This is a genomic window from Niallia tiangongensis (assembly GCF_044704065.1).
GTDB classification, from domain to species: domain Bacteria; phylum Bacillota; class Bacilli; order Bacillales; family Cytobacillaceae; genus Niallia; species Niallia tiangongensis.
Map to the genome: position 1 here is coordinate 2013822 of NZ_CP162613.1, position 20388 is coordinate 2034209.

At 37.8% G+C, this 20388-nt stretch carries 18 protein-coding genes and 1 other annotated feature; all 18 genes read left to right on the top strand.

Annotated elements, in window-relative coordinates:
- Window positions 1-7 precede the first annotated feature (7 nt).
- The 18 genes from AB3U99_RS09410 to pyrE all read left to right on the top strand — a co-directional run bounded on the left by AB3U99_RS09410 (window position 8) and on the right by pyrE (window position 20108).
- On the top strand, window positions 8-481 hold the full coding sequence (locus AB3U99_RS09410) for a cell division protein SepF (RefSeq protein WP_400247079.1): 474 nt from the start codon (window positions 8-10) through the stop codon (window positions 479-481).
- Between the two features lie 6 nt (window positions 482-487).
- Window positions 488-751: a YggT family protein gene (locus AB3U99_RS09415; RefSeq protein WP_031534325.1), complete on the top strand. Its 264-nt coding sequence runs from the start codon at window positions 488-490 to the stop codon at window positions 749-751.
- 52 nt (window positions 752-803) lie between these two features.
- Window positions 804-1577: an RNA-binding protein gene (locus AB3U99_RS09420; protein ID WP_400247081.1), complete on the top strand. Its 774-nt coding sequence runs from the start codon at window positions 804-806 to the stop codon at window positions 1575-1577.
- A gap of 202 nt (window positions 1578-1779) precedes the next feature.
- A complete protein-coding gene (locus tag AB3U99_RS09425; protein ID WP_312095289.1) occupies window positions 1780-2277 on the top strand; it encodes a DivIVA domain-containing protein in 498 nt (165 codons plus the stop codon).
- Between the two features lie 58 nt (window positions 2278-2335).
- Window positions 2336-2565, top strand: a binding site (T-box leader).
- A 124-nt stretch (window positions 2566-2689) separates the two neighbouring features.
- Complete coding sequence (gene ileS / locus AB3U99_RS09430) at window positions 2690-5449, top strand: isoleucine--tRNA ligase (protein ID WP_400247083.1); 2760 nt, start codon at window positions 2690-2692, stop codon at window positions 5447-5449.
- Between the two features lie 856 nt (window positions 5450-6305).
- Entirely contained in the window at window positions 6306-6587 is a 282-nt protein-coding gene (locus AB3U99_RS09435; RefSeq protein ID WP_400247085.1) for a hypothetical protein, read from the top strand.
- Window positions 6588-6656: 69 nt separating this feature from the next.
- On the top strand, window positions 6657-7190 hold the full coding sequence (gene lspA / locus AB3U99_RS09440; protein ID WP_400247086.1) for a signal peptidase II: 534 nt from the start codon (window positions 6657-6659) through the stop codon (window positions 7188-7190).
- Window positions 7159-8070 carry an RluA family pseudouridine synthase gene (locus tag AB3U99_RS09445; protein WP_400247088.1) on the top strand — a complete coding sequence of 304 codons (912 nt, stop codon included), beginning with the start codon at window positions 7159-7161 and terminating at the stop codon, window positions 8068-8070. The genes lspA and AB3U99_RS09445 overlap by 32 nt, the downstream gene beginning before the upstream one ends.
- A gap of 197 nt (window positions 8071-8267) precedes the next feature.
- Entirely contained in the window at window positions 8268-8810 is a 543-nt protein-coding gene (pyrR, locus tag AB3U99_RS09450; protein WP_400247090.1) for a bifunctional pyr operon transcriptional regulator/uracil phosphoribosyltransferase PyrR, read from the top strand.
- Between the two features lie 184 nt (window positions 8811-8994).
- The gene (locus AB3U99_RS09455; RefSeq protein WP_400247091.1) at window positions 8995-10320 is read left to right on the top strand and encodes a solute carrier family 23 protein; all 1326 of its coding nucleotides are present in this window, start codon (window positions 8995-8997) and stop codon (window positions 10318-10320) included.
- Between the two features lie 288 nt (window positions 10321-10608).
- Window positions 10609-11547 carry an aspartate carbamoyltransferase catalytic subunit gene (locus AB3U99_RS09460; protein WP_400247093.1) on the top strand — a complete coding sequence of 313 codons (939 nt, stop codon included), beginning with the start codon at window positions 10609-10611 and terminating at the stop codon, window positions 11545-11547.
- Window positions 11513-12799, top strand: coding sequence for a dihydroorotase (locus tag AB3U99_RS09465; RefSeq protein ID WP_400247095.1), 1287 nt, complete (start codon window positions 11513-11515; stop codon window positions 12797-12799). Before AB3U99_RS09460 ends, AB3U99_RS09465 begins: the two co-directional genes overlap by 35 nt.
- On the top strand, window positions 12796-13893 hold the full coding sequence (locus tag AB3U99_RS09470) for a carbamoyl phosphate synthase small subunit (RefSeq protein ID WP_400247097.1): 1098 nt from the start codon (window positions 12796-12798) through the stop codon (window positions 13891-13893). The genes AB3U99_RS09465 and AB3U99_RS09470 overlap by 4 nt, the downstream gene beginning before the upstream one ends.
- Window positions 13880-17092, top strand: coding sequence for a carbamoyl-phosphate synthase large subunit (gene carB, locus AB3U99_RS09475; RefSeq protein ID WP_400247099.1), 3213 nt, complete (start codon window positions 13880-13882; stop codon window positions 17090-17092). Before AB3U99_RS09470 ends, carB begins: the two co-directional genes overlap by 14 nt.
- Window positions 17089-17868 (top strand): dihydroorotate dehydrogenase electron transfer subunit, encoded by a 780-nt coding sequence (locus AB3U99_RS09480; protein ID WP_400247101.1) that lies wholly within the window; start codon window positions 17089-17091, stop codon window positions 17866-17868. Before carB ends, AB3U99_RS09480 begins: the two co-directional genes overlap by 4 nt.
- A complete protein-coding gene (locus AB3U99_RS09485; RefSeq protein WP_400247103.1) occupies window positions 17865-18806 on the top strand; it encodes a dihydroorotate dehydrogenase in 942 nt (313 codons plus the stop codon). Before AB3U99_RS09480 ends, AB3U99_RS09485 begins: the two co-directional genes overlap by 4 nt.
- Window positions 18778-19494, top strand: coding sequence for an orotidine-5'-phosphate decarboxylase (gene pyrF / locus AB3U99_RS09490; RefSeq protein WP_400247104.1), 717 nt, complete (start codon window positions 18778-18780; stop codon window positions 19492-19494). Before AB3U99_RS09485 ends, pyrF begins: the two co-directional genes overlap by 29 nt.
- Window positions 19491-20108 (top strand): orotate phosphoribosyltransferase, encoded by a 618-nt coding sequence (gene pyrE / locus AB3U99_RS09495; protein WP_400247105.1) that lies wholly within the window; start codon window positions 19491-19493, stop codon window positions 20106-20108. The genes pyrF and pyrE overlap by 4 nt, the downstream gene beginning before the upstream one ends.
- Window positions 20109-20388 lie beyond the last annotated feature (280 nt).

Genomic DNA, 20388 nt, shown 5'->3' on the forward strand with positions numbered 1-20388 from the left:
AAGTGAAATGAGTATAAAATCGAAAATAAAAACGTTCTTTTTTTTAGAAGATGAAGATTACGAAGAAGAGCAAGCAAGATATCAAGAAGAGCCAAGCGAGCCTGCTAGAAATTATAAACAGCCTGTTCAGCAAAATCACCATATTCAACAGCCGAAAACTAATAACCAAAATGTAGTTAGCCTACAAAGTATCCAAAAATCATCAAAAGTATTTTTGGTGGAGCCACGGGTATATGCAGAAGCACAGGATATTGCAGATCAGTTGAAAAACCGTCGGGCTGTCGTTGTAAATCTACAGCGCATTGAAAAGGACCAAGGTAAACGCATAGTAGATTTCCTTAGTGGAACTGTCTATGCGATTGGTGGTGATATTCAAAAAATTGGCACAGATATATTCCTGTGTACTCCAGATAATGTGGAAGTTTCAGGAAACATATCCCAAATCCTGCAGGATGCAGAATACGAAAATACGAGGTGGTAACAACGAATGACGTTTATTATTTTAGTATTAGCTAAATTATTACAGTATTACTCCTATGCATTAATTATTTACATTCTAATGTCCTGGATTCCGAGTGCACGCGAAACATCTATTGGCGTTTTTCTTGCAAAAGTCTGCGAGCCATACTTAGAAGTTTTCCGAAGAGTTATTCCGCCAATTGGCATGCTAGATATTTCGCCAATTGTTGCTATCTTTGTTTTAAACCTTGCTGGAATGGGAATTCAACAATTAGGAATGTGGTTTATATAAGTTTAAGAGGGCTAATGTAGCCCTTTTTCTATGCAAAAAAGGAGCTAAAAACATGTCAATCTATCAACACTTTCGTCCAGAAGAAAGAGAATTTATTGATCAAGTAGAAAATTGGCGAAGCTATGTCGAGAACAACTATGCCCCGAAATTAACCGATTTTTTGGATCCTCGAGAACAGAAAGTACTGAGTGTGATTATTGGAGAGCACCATGAAGTGAAATTTGCTTTTTTTGGTGGGCATGATCAGGCGGAAAGAAAACGTGCCCTCCTCTATCCTGAATATTATGAGGCAAATAAAGAGGATTTTAACTTGTCCTTACTAGAAGTAAATTATCCGAAGAAATTTGTCACTATTGAGCATCCCCATGTTTTAGGTAGCTTAATGTCACTTGGGTTAAATCGTAATAAATTCGGAGATATTTTCGTTGTGGATGGGGAAATTCAATTCATTGTTGCAGGAGAAGTCGAGGATTATGTAAGGATTCAGCTTGAATCTATTGGGAAAGCAAAGATAAGCCTTATAGGAGTTTCTTTCGATAAAATAATTTTCAAGGAAGAACATTGGACAGAGATGACGACGACCGTTTCCTCCCTTCGCCTCGATACACTAATTGCAGCTATCTATAATTTCTCAAGGGAAAAAGCAAAGACTTACATTACACAAGGCTTAGTAAAAGTGAATTTTACTTTAATAGAAAATGTTGCATTTATATGTGAAGAAGGAGATGTATTTTCTGTTCGTGGAGAAGGACGAGCTACCGTCAATTCCATTGAAGGAAAAACGAAAAAAGATAAATGGAGGATCGTGGTAGGTAAATTGAAGTAGATAATAAGAAGGAAGATAAGCTCCATAATTTCTCCATCAAACAAAAAACATAGTTTTTTTATTGTCTATATATGATACAATATTTTTTAGCAGCATTATTTTTCATGTTTCTTCTTATTTTTTAAAAATAATGCAGGAAATCCGGTAATACTGTCGAAATAAGGATGATACATAAAGAAATTGAAGTTTGGGAGGTGGCTTTATGCCATTAACGCCGTTAGATATTCATAACAAGGAATTTGCCAAAGGCTTCCGTGGTTATGATGAAGATGAAGTAAATGAATTTCTTGACCAGGTTATTAAGGATTATGAAAATATTATCCGTGAGAAAAAAGAACTGGAAGAAAGACTAAACGAGTTAACTGACCGTATCGGCCACTATAATAATATTGAAGAGACGTTAAATAAATCCATTGTAGTAGCACAAGAAGCTGCCGAGGAAGTTAAACGAAATGCACAAAAAGAAGCAAAACTAATTATAAAAGAAGCAGAAAAAAATGCTGATCGCATTGTCAATGAATCGCTATCGAAAGCAAGAAAAATTGCCCTTGAAATTGAAGAATTGAAAAAGCAATCAAAAGTATTCCGTACTCGATTCAAAATGCTAATTGAAGCACAATTAGATATGCTTAATAACGATGATTGGGATCATTTATTAGAATATGAATTAGATGCAACAGAATTAAATTCAACAAAATAATCCCCAAGTCTTGACGAATGATGGAATGATGAAATATAATTTTTCACAAATGTATATTCATGTAGCGTTGATAGGGATAGTAGATTTCCGGGAAACTTAAAGTAGCGAATCAGGGACGGTGTAAGCCTGATATAAGTTGGAAATTGAAAATCACCCTGGAGTCCTTTTCTGAAATAGAAGTAAGAAAAGGCGGTTCATTGCCGTTAAAAAATGTCTAAGTGGATAAGAGTTTCTTTTATCTATAAGGGTGGTACCGCGGGAACCTTTAAAAACCTTCTCGTCCCTTTCGTGGGGATGAGAAGGTTTTTTGCTGTGTATACTGATTCTAAAAAAGCAGATATGTCTATAATAGAATACTGAATATATAGCTGCATACATGATGAAAAAAAGATAAAAATGTTGGAGGAAGAAAATGGAATATAAAGACACGTTGCTTATGCCAAAAACAGCCTTTCCGATGAGAGGGAATTTACCTAATCGCGAGCCTGATATGCAAGCGAAATGGAAAGAAATGAATATTTACGAAAAAGTACAAAGCCGTACAAAAGGACGTCCGATGTTTGTTCTTCATGATGGACCACCATATGCAAACGGTGATATACATATTGGGCATGCTCTTAATAAAATTTTAAAAGACTTTATTGTTCGCTATAAATCCATGACAGGCTTCCAAGCACCATATGTGCCTGGTTGGGATACTCATGGTCTTCCAATCGAGCAAGCTTTAACGAATAAAGGCGTTAAACGAAAAGAAATGACGATTGCAGAATTCCGTAAATTATGTGAAGAATATGCTTTAGAACAAATTGACAGTCAAAGAGAACAGTTTAAGCGCTTAGGTGTTCGTGGAGATTGGGATAACCCATATATTACGTTAAAGCCTTCTTATGAAGCACAGCAAATTAAAGTGTTTGGAGAAATGGCGAAAAAAGGCTATATCTATAAAGGGAAAAAACCTGTTTATTGGTCTCCAACAAGTGAATCAGCTCTTGCGGAAGCAGAAATTGAATATAAAGACAAAAAGTCGGCATCTATTTATGTTGGGTTTAAGGTGAAGGATGGCAAAGGGGTATTAGCAAGTGATGTGCAAATTGTTATTTGGACAACTACTCCTTGGACCATTCCAGCAAACTTAGGTATTTCTGTTCATCCTACTTTAACGTATGTAGTTGTGGAAGAAAAAGGAGATAAGTATCTAGTTGCACGGGACTTATTGGAAAGTGTTAAAACAGAAATTGGCTGGGAAGAGGCTAATATTGTTCAAGAGGTAAAAGGGGCAGAGCTAGAGTACGTTTTAGCAACACACCCAATTTATGGACGTGATTCTTTAGTAATGCTAGGGGAGCATGTAACAACAGATGCTGGTACTGGCTGTGTTCACACAGCGCCTGGACACGGGGAAGATGACTTCTTAGTTGGTCAAAAATATGGATTAGAAGTTCTATGTCCTGTCGATGATAAAGGGGTTATGACTGAAGAGGCTCCTGGCTTTGAAGGATTATTCTATGATAAAGCAAATAAGCCAATTACAGAAAAGCTTGAAGAGGTTGGCGCATTATTAAAGCTTCAATTTATCACACACTCTTATCCACATGACTGGAGAACAAAAAAACCAGTTATTTTCCGAGCAACAGCACAATGGTTTGCTTCTATTAAAGACTTTAGAAATGAACTATTAGATGCAGTTAAAGAAACACAGTGGGTACCTGCATGGGGCGAAACAAGATTGTATAATATGGTTCGTGATCGCGGTGACTGGTGTATTTCTCGACAACGTGCGTGGGGTGTACCAATTCCTGTATTCTATGCAGAAAATGGCGACAGCATTATTACCGATGAAACAATTGAGCACATCTCAAATTTATTTAGAGAAAATGGTTCAAATATTTGGTTTGAGAAATCAGCTAAGGAATTATTGCCTGAAGGATTTACACATCCAGGCAGCCCAAATGGGGAATTTACGAAAGAAACAGATATTATGGATGTATGGTTTGATTCTGGTTCTTCTCACCAAGCTGTATTGTTAGAAAGAGAGGATCTGCAACGTCCTGCTGATCTATACCTAGAAGGTTCTGACCAATATCGCGGCTGGTTTAACTCTTCCCTATCTACAAGCGTAGCAGTAACCGGTAAAGCACCTTATAAGGCTGTTTTAAGCCATGGCTTCGTGTTAGATGGAGAAGGACGCAAAATGAGTAAATCATTAGGAAATGTAATGGTACCTGCAAAAGTAATGAACCAATTAGGTGCTGATATTTTACGCTTATGGGTTGCTTCTGTAGACTTCCAAGCAGATGTACGTGTATCTGATGCTATTTTAAAACAAGTAACAGAAGGATATCGCAAAATCAGAAATACTTTTCGTTTCTTATTAGGAAACCTTGCTGATTTTAACCCAGAAACAGATGCTCTTTCTTATGCGGAATTACGTGAAGTGGATCAATTTATGATGATCAAGCTAAATAAGCTAATTAAAAGTGTGACAGAATCCTATGATAAATATGAATTCTCTACTATTTATCATAATATTAATAATTTCTGTACATTGGATTTAAGTGCATTCTATCTTGATTTCTCAAAAGATGTCCTTTACATTGAAGCAACAAATAACAAAGAAAGAAGAGCTATTCAAACAGTTCTTTATGAAAGCTTAATCAGCTTAACGAAGTTAGTTGCGCCAATCTTACCACATACTGCTGATGAGGTATGGGATCATATTTCTTCTGTAAAAGAGGAAAGTGTTCAGTTAACTGATTTCCCAGAGTACAGTACATTTGAAAATAGTGATGCTGTAGAGGAAAAATGGAGTAAATTCTTAGTGGTACGTGATGATGTACTTAAAGCATTAGAAGAAGCACGTAATCAAAAAGTAATTGGTAAATCTCTTGCTGCGAAAGTAGCATTATATGTGAATGAAGAAGTAGGAACATTATTAAATTCCATTCAAGAAAATTTACAACAATTATTTATCGTATCAGGCTTCGAAATTGCTGGTGAATATAATAGTGCACCAGAAGAGGCATTAAAGCTGGAAAATGCAGCAATCGTAGTATCTAAAGCAGACGGCGAAACATGTGAAAGATGCTGGACTGTTACAACAGATGTTGGCACAGTCGAAGCCCATCCAACACTATGCGAAAGATGCGCACATGTAGTAGAAGAAAATTATTAAGAAACCACTTATGAAGAGGCTGGGACATAAGTATTCCAGCCATAGATAAACCCGAACAACTATCAAAGAGTCCTAGATGGTTGTTCGGGTTTTATTAGTTTTATAAAAGGCTGTTTTAGTACAGTTAGTGTTAATATCCGCAGCCTGAATACACTTCGCTTTCCATGGGGCGAGCGCCGAGCCGCGGTCTGCCTTTGGCCTGCAGGGTCTCGGACTTTCTCGCAGCTCCCATAGGAGTCTACGTGTATTCAGGCTGCTCCATTTTTCTTACTAATTTATTTTTTCTTGGAAAAAAATTAGTTTTTAGGAAATAGTCTTTAAAAACGAAGTGGAATGGAGCGGAAAAAACTCGACTCCTGCGGGCAATAGAGGACGCTTTAGACCCCGCAGCGTAGCGAGGAGGCTCAGATTCCTCCCCGACGCATCGAGTGTTTGTAGCGCAATGGAACAAAATAGTTTTTACACTTGACTATATTTAAAAACATAAATAACCATTTTATAAAAGTAACCTTTATTTAAGAGCTAATTTAAAGAGTGTTCGTTTTTACAGATTGGCTATTTACTTTTGTCCCATCCTCTTTTTGCTTTTAAAAGATAGTTTAAAACAAAAAAATTAAAGGAAAAAAGTTTTGTAAAAGCCTTTTATTGGGAAAGGAAAAGAAGAATAAATGATTACATAGCGTGAAAAGTAATGCCCGTCTATTATCTTGATGCTGGTGGATTTTTTTATACATATGTAAGGAAGAGAAATACTTCCACCTCCGTTAATAGTTGTTATGACTGTTAAATCTTTAATCGGTTTTTGTCTTCTGCAATGGAAATGCTAAAGATAATTAAAGAAACGGAGGTAATGGAATTGAATTCAACTATTGAAAAGCTTTATACAGAACTCCGTATGACACAAATAGAATTAGCAACCACATTAAGAGTCAAACGAGACTCAAAAATAAAAAAATATATTGAAGAGGAACTCAAGGACGTAGAAGAAACGATGCAAAAACTAGAAAATGGCAATTTTGGAATGTGCGAAATTTCAGGAGAATTGCTTCCGTTCGATTTGCTGGAAATGATTCCAACGATTCGAACGAAAGAGGATATAAATAGTATTCAATCTTATTACAGAAAGTCCATTCATTAAAAGGGAAGTAAGAATAGCTTCATTCGAAATAATCACCCAAGCTATCGTTTTCATCTGGTTTATGCTAAAATGCTAAAGGAGACTCGAGAATTGGAGGAAACTTTAGTGTTTTATTACATAATTGCAGCTATAATTATTATTCTTGATCAATGGACAAAATGGTTAGTTGTAAAAAATATGGAACTGGGAGAAAGTATCGAAGTAATTAAGGATTTTTTCTACCTGACATCCCATCGTAATAGTGGAGCAGCATGGGGAATGCTTGAAAATCAAATGGTGTTTTTCTATATTATCACTGTTGTTGTTGTGATTGGATTAATCTATTTGATTCAGACAGGTACAAAAGGGAAAATTCTTTATGGTGTTTCTCTTGGTCTTATATTAGGTGGAGCAATGGGTAATTTTATTGACCGTGCGCGCCATCAATATGTAGTAGACTTTATCAATACGTATATCTTTAATTATGATTTCCCAATATTTAATATTGCAGACTCATCTTTAGTAATTGGCGTTATTTTATTAATCCTAGTTATGCTGAAGGAGGATAGAGACGCAAAGAAGGAGAAAAAACATGGAAAAAAAGGAACATATCATTCAGAGTGAGCAAGTAAATGAACGAATCGACAAAATCGTTTCTACGATTAACAGTGATTGGTCAAGAACACAGGTCCAACAATGGATAAAAGACGGTCATGTTACGGTTAATGGACAAATGGTTAAAACAAAGTATAAAGGTGTTTTAAATGATCTAGTTGCAATTGAAGTGCCAGAAGCAATCGAACTAGATGTAGAAGCTGAGGAAATGGATTTAGATATATATTATGAAGATAGTGATGTCATCGTAGTGAATAAACCAAAAGGAATGGTTGTACACCCAGCTCCTGGTCATGTAACGGGTACATTAGTAAATGGCTTGATGGCTCATTGTAAAGATCTTTCTGGTATAAATGGCGTAATGAGACCAGGAATTGTCCATCGAATTGATAAAGATACTTCTGGGTTATTAATGGTTGCTAAAAACGATGCTGCACATGAAAGCCTTGTTAATCAGTTAGTGGCAAAAACAGTAACGAGAAAGTATAAAGCATTGGTACATGGTTCTATCCCACATGATTATGGTACGATTGAAGCGCCAATTGGTCGTGATACGAAAGATAGACAAAGTATGACGGTTGTGGATAAGGGGAAGCATGCTGTTACTCATTTTCATGTGCTAGAAAGAATAGATGGATACACATATATTGAGTGCCAATTAGAAACTGGTCGTACCCATCAAATTCGTGTGCATATGAAGTATATTGGCTATCCACTTGTAGGAGATCCTAAATATGGTCCAAGAAAAACACTGGATATTGGTGGACAGGCATTACATGCAGGGATATTAGGATTTGAACATCCTCGTACTGGAGAATATTTAGAATTCGAAGCACCATTGCCAAAAGAATATGAGAACCTTTTAGATACGCTGCGAAATAATCGTTGACATGGTTTCTATTTTATATTAAGATAATGTTAGTTGAATAAGTCCTTTAAATCAATCCCGTGAGGTTGAGAAGGAAAACGGATTCTAGCTATTATCAGGTAATAGCTATCTAAGTATACGTCTATCCTCTCATCCAAAAGGGTGAGAGGATATTTTTTTGAAATAAAGTTTGAATCACAGCATGGATGGTGAGCGAGATGTCACAAAAGGCACTTGTACTAGATGATCAAGCAATCAGACGAGCGTTAACAAGAATTGCTCATGAAATCATTGAAAAAAATAAAGGGATTGAGGATTGTATACTTGTTGGAATTCGAACAAGAGGCATATACATTGCTAATCGCCTTGCAGAAAAAATCGCTCAAATCGAAGGAAAGCCAATCGAAGTTGGTGAATTGGATATTACTTTATACCGAGATGATTTATCAAAGAAGACGAAAAATGAGGAGCCGTTAGTAAAAGGCTCAGATATCCCGACAGATATTCAAGGATTAAAGGTCATACTTGTAGACGACGTCTTATATACAGGAAGAACGGTTCGCGCCGGCATGGATGCACTAATGGATATGGGAAGACCCGCCTCCATACAGCTTGCAGTCTTAGTAGACAGAGGTCATAGAGAACTACCGATAAGAGCTGATTATGTTGGGAAAAACATTCCTACCTCCAGTTCAGAAAAAATCGTAGTAGAGCTTGCTGAAGTTGACGGACATGATGAAGTAAATATTTTTGAAAATTAAATAGAGCCCTTTTAAAAGCAGTCCTGTGAGGCTGAAAAGGGGAGTTTTTACATAAGGTTTCTTTAAGCCTGTCTAAAACCCCTTTTTTGCTGCGCAGAAAAGGGGTTTTATTATTTTTACAATAGGGGAAACTAGTAAGCAATTATACAAGTCATATTTTTTTAAAGAGAAAGAGGAGACAGCAATGAACGAAACAAAACCCTTATTAGGAATTAAAGATAAACCAAGTGCCCTGCAGTGGGTGACATTAAGCTTACAGCATTTATTCGCGATGTTTGGTGCAACTGTGCTAGTACCATTCTTAATAGAAATGAGCCCGGCTGTTGCTTTAGTCTCAAGTGGTGTAGGTACACTCGCATTCTTAATCATTACGCAATTTAAAGTTCCGGCCTACTTAGGATCATCCTTCGCGTTTATAGCGCCGGTAATCGCTGCAAAGACAATGCCTGGCGGAGGAATAGGTGCAGCAATGATTGGAACGTTTATAGCCGGGATTGTTTACGGCATTGTTTCCTTAATCATAAAAAAAGCAGGTTATCATTGGATTATGAACATCCTACCGCCAATTGTTGTCGGACCAGTAATCATGGTAATCGGGCTAGCATTAGCTTCAACAGCAGTAGGGCAAGCGATGTATTTAAATAATGGTAGTGAGAATCAAGAATATAGCTTACTTTATATCTCTGTTGCCCTAGTAACCTTACTAGCAACTATAATTTTCACCATGTTTGGCAAAGGAGTATTTAGCTTCATCCCAATCTTAGCGGGAATTATTGTAGGTTACGTATACGCCTTGCTAGTAGGTGTTGTTAACTTTCAAGGAGTATTGGATGCGAAATGGTTTGCAATGCCGGATTTTATCTTCCCGTTTGTAGATTATCCTGTAACCATTAATCTTGCGTTACTAACCATTTTTGTACCGGTCGCAATCGTTACATTAACGGAGCATATCGGTCATCAGCTAGTATTAAGTAAAGTTGTTGGCAAAGATTATATTAAAGACCCGGGATTGCATAGAAGTATATTAGGAGATGGAACAGCAACAATTCTTTCCGCATTAATGGGTGGCCCTGCAAAAACAACATATGGGGAAAACATTGGAGTATTGGCAATTACTAGAGTATACAGCGTTTATGTATTAGCAGGAGCTGCAGTACTAGCAATCGGGTTTGGATTTATTGGCAAAATTGCAGCGTTAATTCAATCCATCCCAACACCAGTAATGGGAGGAGTATCCATTCTTCTATTCGGAATTATCGCTTCCTCTGGATTAAGAATTATTGTAGAAGCAAAGATTGATTTCAATAAAAATCGCAATTTAGTGATCGCATCTGTTATCCTTGTAACAGGAATCGGAGGCTTCTCCATTCATATGGGAGAACACTTTAAATTAGAAGGAATGGCTTTCGCAGCAATCCTGGGAATTATCTTAAATCTAGTATTGCCAGGCAGAGAAAAAGCAAAAGAAGATTTATTCGAAGAAGCAATCGCAGTAGACGAAACTAAATAGTAACACCTTTTAAACAAGTACAGAGAGACTTATAAGGGTGCCAAAAATGATGCATAAGTATGTGCTAGGTTCACTTTGCCTAAATCTATGCAGAATCAAGATTTTTGCCGCCCTAACGAGTTGTTAGGGCGTTTTTTTTCATGAAGTAATGATGTTTTACCCATTATAAATTTAAAATTCTGAGTTGATTGGAGTCAAGTGTCTGGAGCGGAAATCAACGGGCTGTTTGATAAGGGTTATTAACATTGAAAAGTTTAGAAAAAAACAGCAATAACGGGAGGTAGTATCATGGAAAACTTATTAACTACGACTGAGTTAACCGTTACAGAGATTAAAGAAATCTTAAGAGATGCACAAAGATTTGCAAATGGAGAAACATGGAGACCAGCAAATCAATGCTTTGTAGCAAACCTTTTTTTCGAAGCTAGCACAAGAACAAAATGCAGCTTTGAAGTAGCGGAAAGAAAGTTAGGTCTTGAGGTAATCCCATTTGAAACGACAACCTCAAGTGTTGTTAAAGGAGAAACATTATATGATACTGTTCGAACGCTGGAATCAGTAGGAGTAAATGCTATTGTCATAAGGCATGAAAAGGACCATTACTTTGATGAATTAGTAGGAAATGTAAACATACCAGTCATAAATGCTGGTGATGGCTGTGGTCATCATCCTACACAATCACTGCTAGACCTTCTGACGATACAGCAGGAATTCCAACGCTTCAATGGCTTAAAAGTAAGCATAATCGGCGATATCAGCCATAGCCGAGTAGCAAGATCAAATGCAGATGCCCTAACAAGACTCGGGGCAGAGGTCGTTTTCTCTGGACCAAGAGAATGGTTTGATGAAACAGTCCTACAAGATGCAAATTATGAAGATATTGATACAGCGATTGAAACATCTGATGTAGTCATGCTGTTACGTGTCCAACATGAAAGGCATGGAGACGAAAGAGCTGCTTTTGATAAAGAAAGCTATCATAGACTTTATGGGTTAACAGTAGAAAGAGAAAGAAAAATGAAGCCGGGAAGCATAATCATGCATCCTGCACCAGTGAACAGAGATGTTGAAATTGCAGACGAATTGGTTGAATGCGAACGCTCCAGAATTTTTAAGCAAATGGAAAATGGTGTGTTTATCCGCATGAGTGTGCTAAAAAGATCATTAGAAAATATCGGAGGGAGAAATGAACATGTCAATACTTATCAAAAATGGCCAGTTGCTTAATACTACAGGGGAATTAGAACAGAAGGACATCTTGATTGAAAATGGAGCAATTAAGACTATTGCAAAGCAAATCAATTCGAATGCAGATGAAGTGATTGACGCAGTTGGAAAAGTTGTTGCTCCTGGGTTTATTGACCTACATGTTCATTTAAGAGAGCCAGGTGGTGAAAAGAAAGAAACGATTGCAACAGGGACGATGGCAGCAGCACGCGGTGGATTTACAACGATTGCGAATATGCCAAACACTAGACCTGTTCCTGACACCGTTGAAAATCTACATAATTTAAATGAAAGGATTAAAAATACGGCAAATGTAAATGTTTTGCCGTATGCGTCCATTACAATTAGACAATTAGGGACTGAGCTTACTGATTTTAAGGCACTTAAAGAATTAGGAGCATTTGCTTTTACAGATGATGGCGTGGGTATTCAAGAAGCTGGCCAAATGCTTGAAGCAATGAAGCAAGCTGCTGCATTGGATATGGCGATTGTCGCTCACTGTGAAGATAATAGCCTCATTAATAAAGGCTGTGTACATGACGGAGAATTTTCCAAGGTGAATGGTGTAAATGGAATTCCAAGTGTTTGTGAATCAGTCCAAATTGCAAGAGATGTTCTTTTAGCAGAAGCAACAGGCTGTCATTATCATGTTTGCCATATCAGTACAAAAGAATCTGTACGTGTTGTAAGAGATGCGAAAAAAGCTGGAATCCCAGTTACAGCAGAGGTTTCACCACATCATTTACTATTAGCAGATACAGATATCCCTTCCCTTGACACGAATTATAAAATGAATCCTCCTTTAAGAGGAACAGAGGATCGAAAAAGCTTAATCGAAGGGTTGCTAGATGGAACAATTGATTTTATTGCAACAGACCATGCGCCGCATACAGCAGAAGACAAGGCACAATCGATGCAGCTTGCACCATTTGGAATTGTTGGTTTAGAAACAGCTTTCCCACTCCTTTACACAAACTTTGTAAAAACAGGAGTAATGACGCTACAACAGTTAATTGATTATCTAACAGTGAAACCAGCTCAAAGTTTTAAATTGGATGCTGGAATATTAGAAGAAGGAAAGAATGCAGATATCGTCCTTCTTGATTTAGAAGACACAAATAAAATTGATCCAGAATCATTTTTATCAAAAGGAAGAAATACACCATTTGCTGGTTGGGAATGTCAAGGTTGGCCAGTTGCAACAATCGTTGGTGGAAAGATTGCTTGGAGAAAGGAAAGTGTACACGCATGAAAAAACAATTAATTCTTGAAGATGGCACGGTATTTATCGGAAAAGGCTTCGGTGCCGATACAGACAAATTTGGTGAAGTAGTATTTAACACAGGAATGACAGGCTATCAGGAAATTCTATCAGATCCATCCTACTGTGGACAAATTGTAACACTTACGTATCCTTTAGTAGGAAATTATGGCATCAATCGAGATGATTTTGAATCGATAACGCCAGCCATTCATGGATTTATTGTGAAAGAAGTGTGTGATTTTCCTTCAAACTGGCGTAATGAACTATCATTAGACGAATATTTCAAACAAAAGAATATCCCAGGAATTGCTGGAATTGATACGAGAAAATTAACCCGTATTATCCGCCAATATGGAACTTTAAAAGGTGCAATTTGCAGCATCGATGAAAATGCAGAGGAAGTAATCGCAAAATTAAAAGGGATTACGTTAAGCACAGACCAAGTAAAGCAAGTTTCTACAAAGAAACCTTATCCAAGTCCAGGCCGTGGAAGTCGCGTTGTGTTAGTAGACTATGGAATGAAACATGGAATTTTACGAGAATTAAATAAACGAGATTGTGATGTAATCGTCGTTCCTTATAACACAACAGCAGAAGACATTCTAAATTTAAGTCCAGATGGCGTTATGTTATCAAATGGACCTGGAGATCCAAAGGATGTGCCCGAGTCCATTGAAGCAATTAAAGGAATTATTGGAAAAGTACCCCTATTTGGAATTTGCCTAGGTCATCAATTGTTCGCACTTGCAAGTGGAGCAAACACAGAAAAAATGAAGTTTGGTCATAGAGGATCAAACCACCCAGTGAAAGATTTGTTAACAGGAAAGGTTTCCCTAACATCTCAAAATCATGGTTATACAGTAGAAGAAGCATCTATTAATCATACAAACTTAGAAGTAACACATCTTGCTTTAAATGATGGAACAATCGAAGGCTTGCAACATAAAGAATATCCAGCATTTACTGTGCAATATCATCCAGAAGCTTCACCTGGTCCAGAGGATGCAAACTATTTATTCGATCGTTTTATGGAAATGATACAATCTCACAAACAGGAAGGTGCCGCATATGTCAAAGCGTAAAGATATTAAAAGTATATTAGTAATCGGATCAGGACCAATCATCATTGGGCAGGCAGCAGAATTTGACTATGCAGGAGCGCAAGCATGTATCGCTTTAAAGGAAGAAGGCTATCGTGTTATCTTAGTAAACTCGAACCCTGCAACCATTATGACGGATACAGAAATGGCAGATAAAGTGTATATTGAACCGTTAACACTTGAATTTGTCAGCAGAATTATTCGCAAAGAAAGACCAGATGCAATCCTACCAACATTAGGAGGGCAAACTGGCTTAAACCTTGCAGTCGAGCTTTCTGATGCAGGCGTGTTAGAGGAATGTGAGGTAGAAGTACTTGGAACGAAGTTATCTGCGATTCAGCAAGCAGAAGACAGAGACCTTTTCCGTAACTTGATGAATGAATTAGGAGAACCGGTACCAGATAGTGATATCATCCATAATATGCAGGAAGCAAAAGCATTCGTTGAAAAAATCGGTTATCCAGTAATCGTACGTCCTGCTTTCACACTAGGTGGAACCGGTGGTGGAATTTGCCATAATGACCAGGAATTAGAAGAAATCGTTACAAGTGGATTAAAAAACAGCCCAGTAACGCAATGTTTATTAGAAAAAAGTATCGCAGGATTCAAAGAAATCGAATATGAAGTAATGCGTGATAGCAATGATAACGCGATTGTTGTATGTAACATGGAAAATATCGATCCAGTTGGGATTCATACAGGTGACAGTATCGTTGTCGCACCAAGTCAGACGTTAAGTGATCGTGAATATCAATTATTAAGAAATACATCTTTGAAAATTATCCGTGCACTAAAAATTGAAGGTGGCTGTAACGTACAGCTTGCATTAGACCCAGATAGCTTCCAATACTATATTATCGAAGTTAACCCAAGGGTAAGTCGTTCATCGGCCCTTGCAAGTAAAGCAACTGGCTATCCAATTGCAAAGCTAGCTGCAAAAATTGCAGTAGGCCTAACATTAGATGAGATGATGAATCCTGTAACTGGAAAAACTTATGCAAGCTTTGAACCAGCACTTGATTATGTAGTAAGTAAAATCCCACGCTTTCCTTTTGATAAGTTTGAATCAGCAAAACGTAACTTAGGAACACAAATGAAAGCAACTGGAGAAGTAATGGCAATTGGCCGTACTTTTGAAGAATCTTTATTAAAAGCGATTCGCTCTCTTGAAGCAAAAGTATATCATTTCTCTCTAAATGCAGCAGATGAAACAAGTGACGAATTACTGGAGAAACGAATTAGAGTGGCTGGAGACGAAAGATTATTTTACATCGCGGAAGCACTTAATCGTGGCGTGAGCATTGAAACCATTCATGAATGGAGCAAGATTGACTTATTCTTCCTTTTCAAACTGGAAGGCATCATTAAGTTCGAAAAAGAGCTAATCAATCATCCATTTGATGAGGAATACGTAAAAGAAGCGAAAGAAAAAGGTTTTGCCGATATTCAGCTTGCAAAGCTATGGAATACAACAGAGCTTGAAGTATACAGCTGGAGAAAAGAAAAAGGCATCGTGCCAGTTTATAAAATGGTTGATACATGTGCGGCGGAATTTGAATCTGAAACACCGTATTATTATGGAACATATGAAGAAGAAAATGAATCGATTGTAACAGAGAAGAAAAGTATCGTTGTCCTTGGATCTGGACCAATTCGCATCGGTCAAGGGATTGAGTTTGACTATGCAACAGTTCACTCAGTATGGGCAATCAAAGAAGCAGGATATGAAGCAATTATCATCAATAACAATCCAGAGACGGTTTCAACAGACTTTAGTATTTCAGATAAGCTTTACTTTGAACCACTTACGATTGAAGATGTGATGCATATCATCGATTTAGAAAAGCCAGAAGGAGTAGTGGTTCAGTTTGGTGGGCAAACAGCTATCAACCTAGCTGGACCATTAGCAGAGCGTGGCGTCAAAATTTTAGGAACATCTCTTGAAGATTTAGATCGCGCAGAGGATCGTGATAAGTTTGAACAAAGTCTGCACGAATTAGGAATTCCACAGCCAGACGGAAAAACGGCATTGACAGTAGAGGAAGCAATTGTTGTTGCAAAATCAATTGGCTACCCAGTACTTGTAAGACCATCTTATGTGCTAGGCGGAAGAGCGATGCAAATCGTTTATAAAGAAGATGAACTGATTCCATATATGGAAAACGCGGTTAAAGCAAGTCCAGGACAGCCAATCTTGATTGACCGTTATTTAACAGGTAAAGAAATTGAAGTGGATGCAATCTGTGACGGAACAGATGTAGTAATTCCAGGGATTATGGAGCATATCGAACGTGCTGGGGTTCACTCAGGAGATTCAATCGCTGTCTATCCACCACAAAGCTTATCTGCTGAAATTAAGCAAACGTTAATAGATTATACAACTAGACTTGCAAAAGGATTAAAAATCGTAGGATTACTGAATATCCAATACGTTGTTTCCAAAGGAGAAGTATTCGTACTAGAAGTAAATCCGCGCTCTAGTAGAACTGTACCTTTCTTAAGCAAAATTACAAATGTGCCCATGGCGAAAATCGCTACAAAAGTAATTTTGGGAACTTCCTTAAAAGAACAAGGCTATCAATCGGGCTTAGTAGCAGAGAAGTCTGGTGTTTATGTGAAAGTTCCAGTATTCTCTTTTGCAAAATTACGAAGAGTAGATATTACATTAGGCCCTGAGATGAAGTCAACAGGAGAAGTAATGGGGAAAGACATTACCCTTGAAAAAGCACTGTACAAAGGTTTAATTGCTTCAGGGATGAAGATAAAAACATTTGGAACTGTTCTGATGACAATTGGGGATAAAGATAAGGAAGAGGCTTTACAGCTTGCAAAAAGATTTACGAATATCGGCTATAGCTTGATGGCAACAAGCGGAACAGCAGCGTTCCTAGAAAGCAATAACATTCCAGTAAAAGTAGTCGGTAAAATCGGTGGAGAAGGACATACATTAATTGATGTAATCCGCAATGGGGAAGCACAATTTGTCATTAATACCTTCTCAAAAGGAAGCCAACCAGCAAGAGATGGATTCCGCATCAGACGTGAATCTGTTGAAAATGGCATTCCATGCTTAACTTCTTTAGACACAGCAGAAGCAATACTTAGAGTAGTAGAATCGATGACATTCTCAACAGAGGCAATGGAGCCAAGCAAAACGCAATCGGAGGCAGTGTTAGTATGATCAAAAACGAAATCTGTACAGTAGTTGAACAGAAAGAAATAGCTGAAAATATTATGGAGCTCACCTTAACAGGTGAGCTTGTCTCTGAAATGAACGAGCCAGGTCAATTTGTTCATATAAAAGTAAGTGATAATTCTGCACCTTTATTAAGACGTCCAATTAGTATTTGCCGGATTGATCAAGATAGAAAAACATTTACGATGATTTACCGAGCAGAAGGAGCGGGCACAAAGCTTCTTGCCCAAAAAACAGCTGGTGAAGCGATTGATATTCTTGGTCCTTTAGGAAATGGATTTCCAGTTGAAGAAAGCAAGTCAGGGCAAACAGCCTTATTAGTTGGTGGAGGAATTGGTGTGCCCCCATTATATGAATTAGCAAATCGTCTAGTTGCCGAAGGGGTAAAGGTTGTTGCTGTATTAGGCTTTCAAACAGAATCCGTTGCTTTTTATGAAGAAAAGTTTGCCACACTTGGGGATACGTATATCGCTACAGTAGACGGTAGTCATGGTACACAAGGCTTTGTAACAGATGTTATTTTTCAAGAAAATCTGGAGTTTGACGTATTATACTCCTGTGGACCAACGCCAATGCTTAAAAATCTAGAAAAAACATTTCCCAATAAAAAGGTCTTTATTTCTCTAGAAGAAAGAATGGGATGTGGGATTGGTGCATGCTTTGCATGTGTATGCCATACAGCAGATGATCCGACGGGATTCAGCTATAAAAAGGTATGTACAGATGGACCAGTATTTAGAACAGGGGAGGTTGTCCTATGAACCGACTTCAGGTAAAGCTTCCTGGATTAGAGCTTAAAAACCCAATTATGCCTGCTTCTGGCTGTTTTGGATTTGGACGGGAATACAGTACCTTATATGATTTAAGCAAGCTTGGTGCCATTATGATTAAAGCAACTACGGTGGAACCACGCTTTGGTAATCCAACACCGCGAGTAGCAGAAACTACTTCTGGGATGCTTAATGCTATTGGTCTTCAAAATCCAGGGCTAAAAAAAGTGGTTGGCGAAGAATTGTCTTGGCTAAGTCAATTTGATGTGCCGATCATTGCGAATGTCGCTGGATCAGTGGAAGAGGATTATGTTACTGTTGCGAAAGAAATATCAAAAGCATCAAATGTTGCCGCATTAGAATTAAACATTTCTTGTCCGAATGTAAAAACAGGAGGAATTGCTTTTGGAACGATTCCAGAAGTTGCAAAGGAATTAACGAAAAAGGTGAAGGAAGTTTCAGAAGTTCCGGTATATGTAAAGCTTTCACCCAATGTAACGAATATTGTTGAGATGGCAAAAGCGGTGGAAGCTGGAGGAGCAGATGGGATTACCATGATTAACACCCTTGTTGGCATGCGCCTTGATTTAAAGACAGGCAAGCCAATTCTAGCCAACAAAACGGGAGGATTATCTGGTCCTGCAGTAAAGCCTGTAGCAATCCGAATGATTTATGAAGTAAGTCAAGCAGTAAACCTACCGATTATCGGAATGGGTGGAGTCTCGACAGCAGAAGATGTACTAGAGTTTTTCTATGCTGGTGCAAGTGCTGTAGCAGTTGGTACAGCAAACTTTGTTGATCCATTCATTTGCCCAAAAATAATTGAAGAATTACCTGAGCTATTAGATAAATACGGATTTGAACATATTTCAGAAGTAACGGGAAGGAGCTGGGGAAAGCATGAACAATTCGCTTATCATCGCGCTTGATTTTGCAAGTAAGGACGAGGTGCATTCCTTTTTAAAAGGGTTTAACGGAGAATCGTTGTTTTTAAAAGTAGGGATGGAATTATTTTATAAAGAAGGACCAAGCATCATTCATGAATTAAAGGAACAAAATCACCAAATTTTCCTAGACTTAAAACTACATGATATTCCAAATACGGTCGGAAGTGCGATGAAAAATATTGCTGGCTTAGGCGTTGATTTAGTGAATGTTCATGCAGCTGGTGGAATCGACATGATGGCTAGAGCGGTTGAGGGACTCGAAGCGGGTACACCATCTGGAATGAAACGAGCGAAATGTATTGGTGTGACACAGTTGACAAGTACGTCTGAAGCAAGCATGCAAAAAGAGCAATTAATTAAAGTTCCTTTACAGGAATCGGTATTACATTATGCAACGATTACGAAAGAGGCTGGCCTAGATGGCGTCGTTTGCTCGACATTAGAAGCAGGAGCGATTCGTGATAGACTAGGTGAATCATTTTTAACAGTAACACCTGGAATTCGTTTGAAAACAGATGAAGTGCAGGATCAAGTTCGTGTAGCAACACCTAAGATTGCGAGAGAAAATGGGGCTTCTGCAATTGTTGTGGGTCGTTCGATTACAAGAGCAGAAAATCCATATGAAAGCTATCGATTATTTAAATCAGAGTGGGAGGGCATCACGATATGAAACACGAAATTGCAGAACAATTACTAGATATTAAGGCCGTTTTTTTACAACCAAATGATCCATTTACTTGGTCTTCCGGATTAAAGTCACCAATCTATTGCGATAATCGCTTAACCTTGTCTTATCCACAGGTACGTAAAAATATCGCAACAGGATTAGCTGGTTTAATTAAAGAAAAATTTCCAGAGACAGAAGTAGTGGCAGGGACTGCAACAGCAGGTATTCCTCATGCAGCTTGGGTAAGTGATATTCTTGATTTACCGATGGCATATGTACGCTCCAAAGCAAAAGCGCACGGAAAAGGGAACCAGATCGAAGGAAAAGTGGATAAAGGGCAAAAAGTAGTAGTGGTGGAAGATCTCATTTCAACAGGGGGCAGTGTCATTACAGCTGTTAATAGTTTACGAGAAGCAGGCTGTGATGTACTTGGGGTTGTTGCGATTTTTACATACGAACTACCAAAGGGGAAAGAGCTCCTTGGTGATGCCGAAATTACAGCATATTCATTAACAGACTATACAAGTTTATTAGAGGTAGCACGGAAAAAAGGCTATATTGAAGAAGCGGATTTAGCAAGCTTGAATGCTTGGAAGGAAAATCCGGAGAAGTGGTAAGAGGATGAAATAAATTAAAAAAACAAATTCGTATTTGAACTGCACCTTCAATTGTTAGACACATCTAACAATTGAAGGTGCAGTTTTTTTTATTGGGGCTTTTGAGATTTCATTTTTATGCAGTTAAACAGATGAAAAGGCTAAGCTCGTTAATGCATTTGACTCTGGATTTTCCTGCAAAATATAAGTGTCAGTTGTCTTTTACTCTTTCTTTCAATTTCATTATAAAAATATAGATTTTGTGCAAATGTACAAAATTTTTAGTATATATGCCTATATC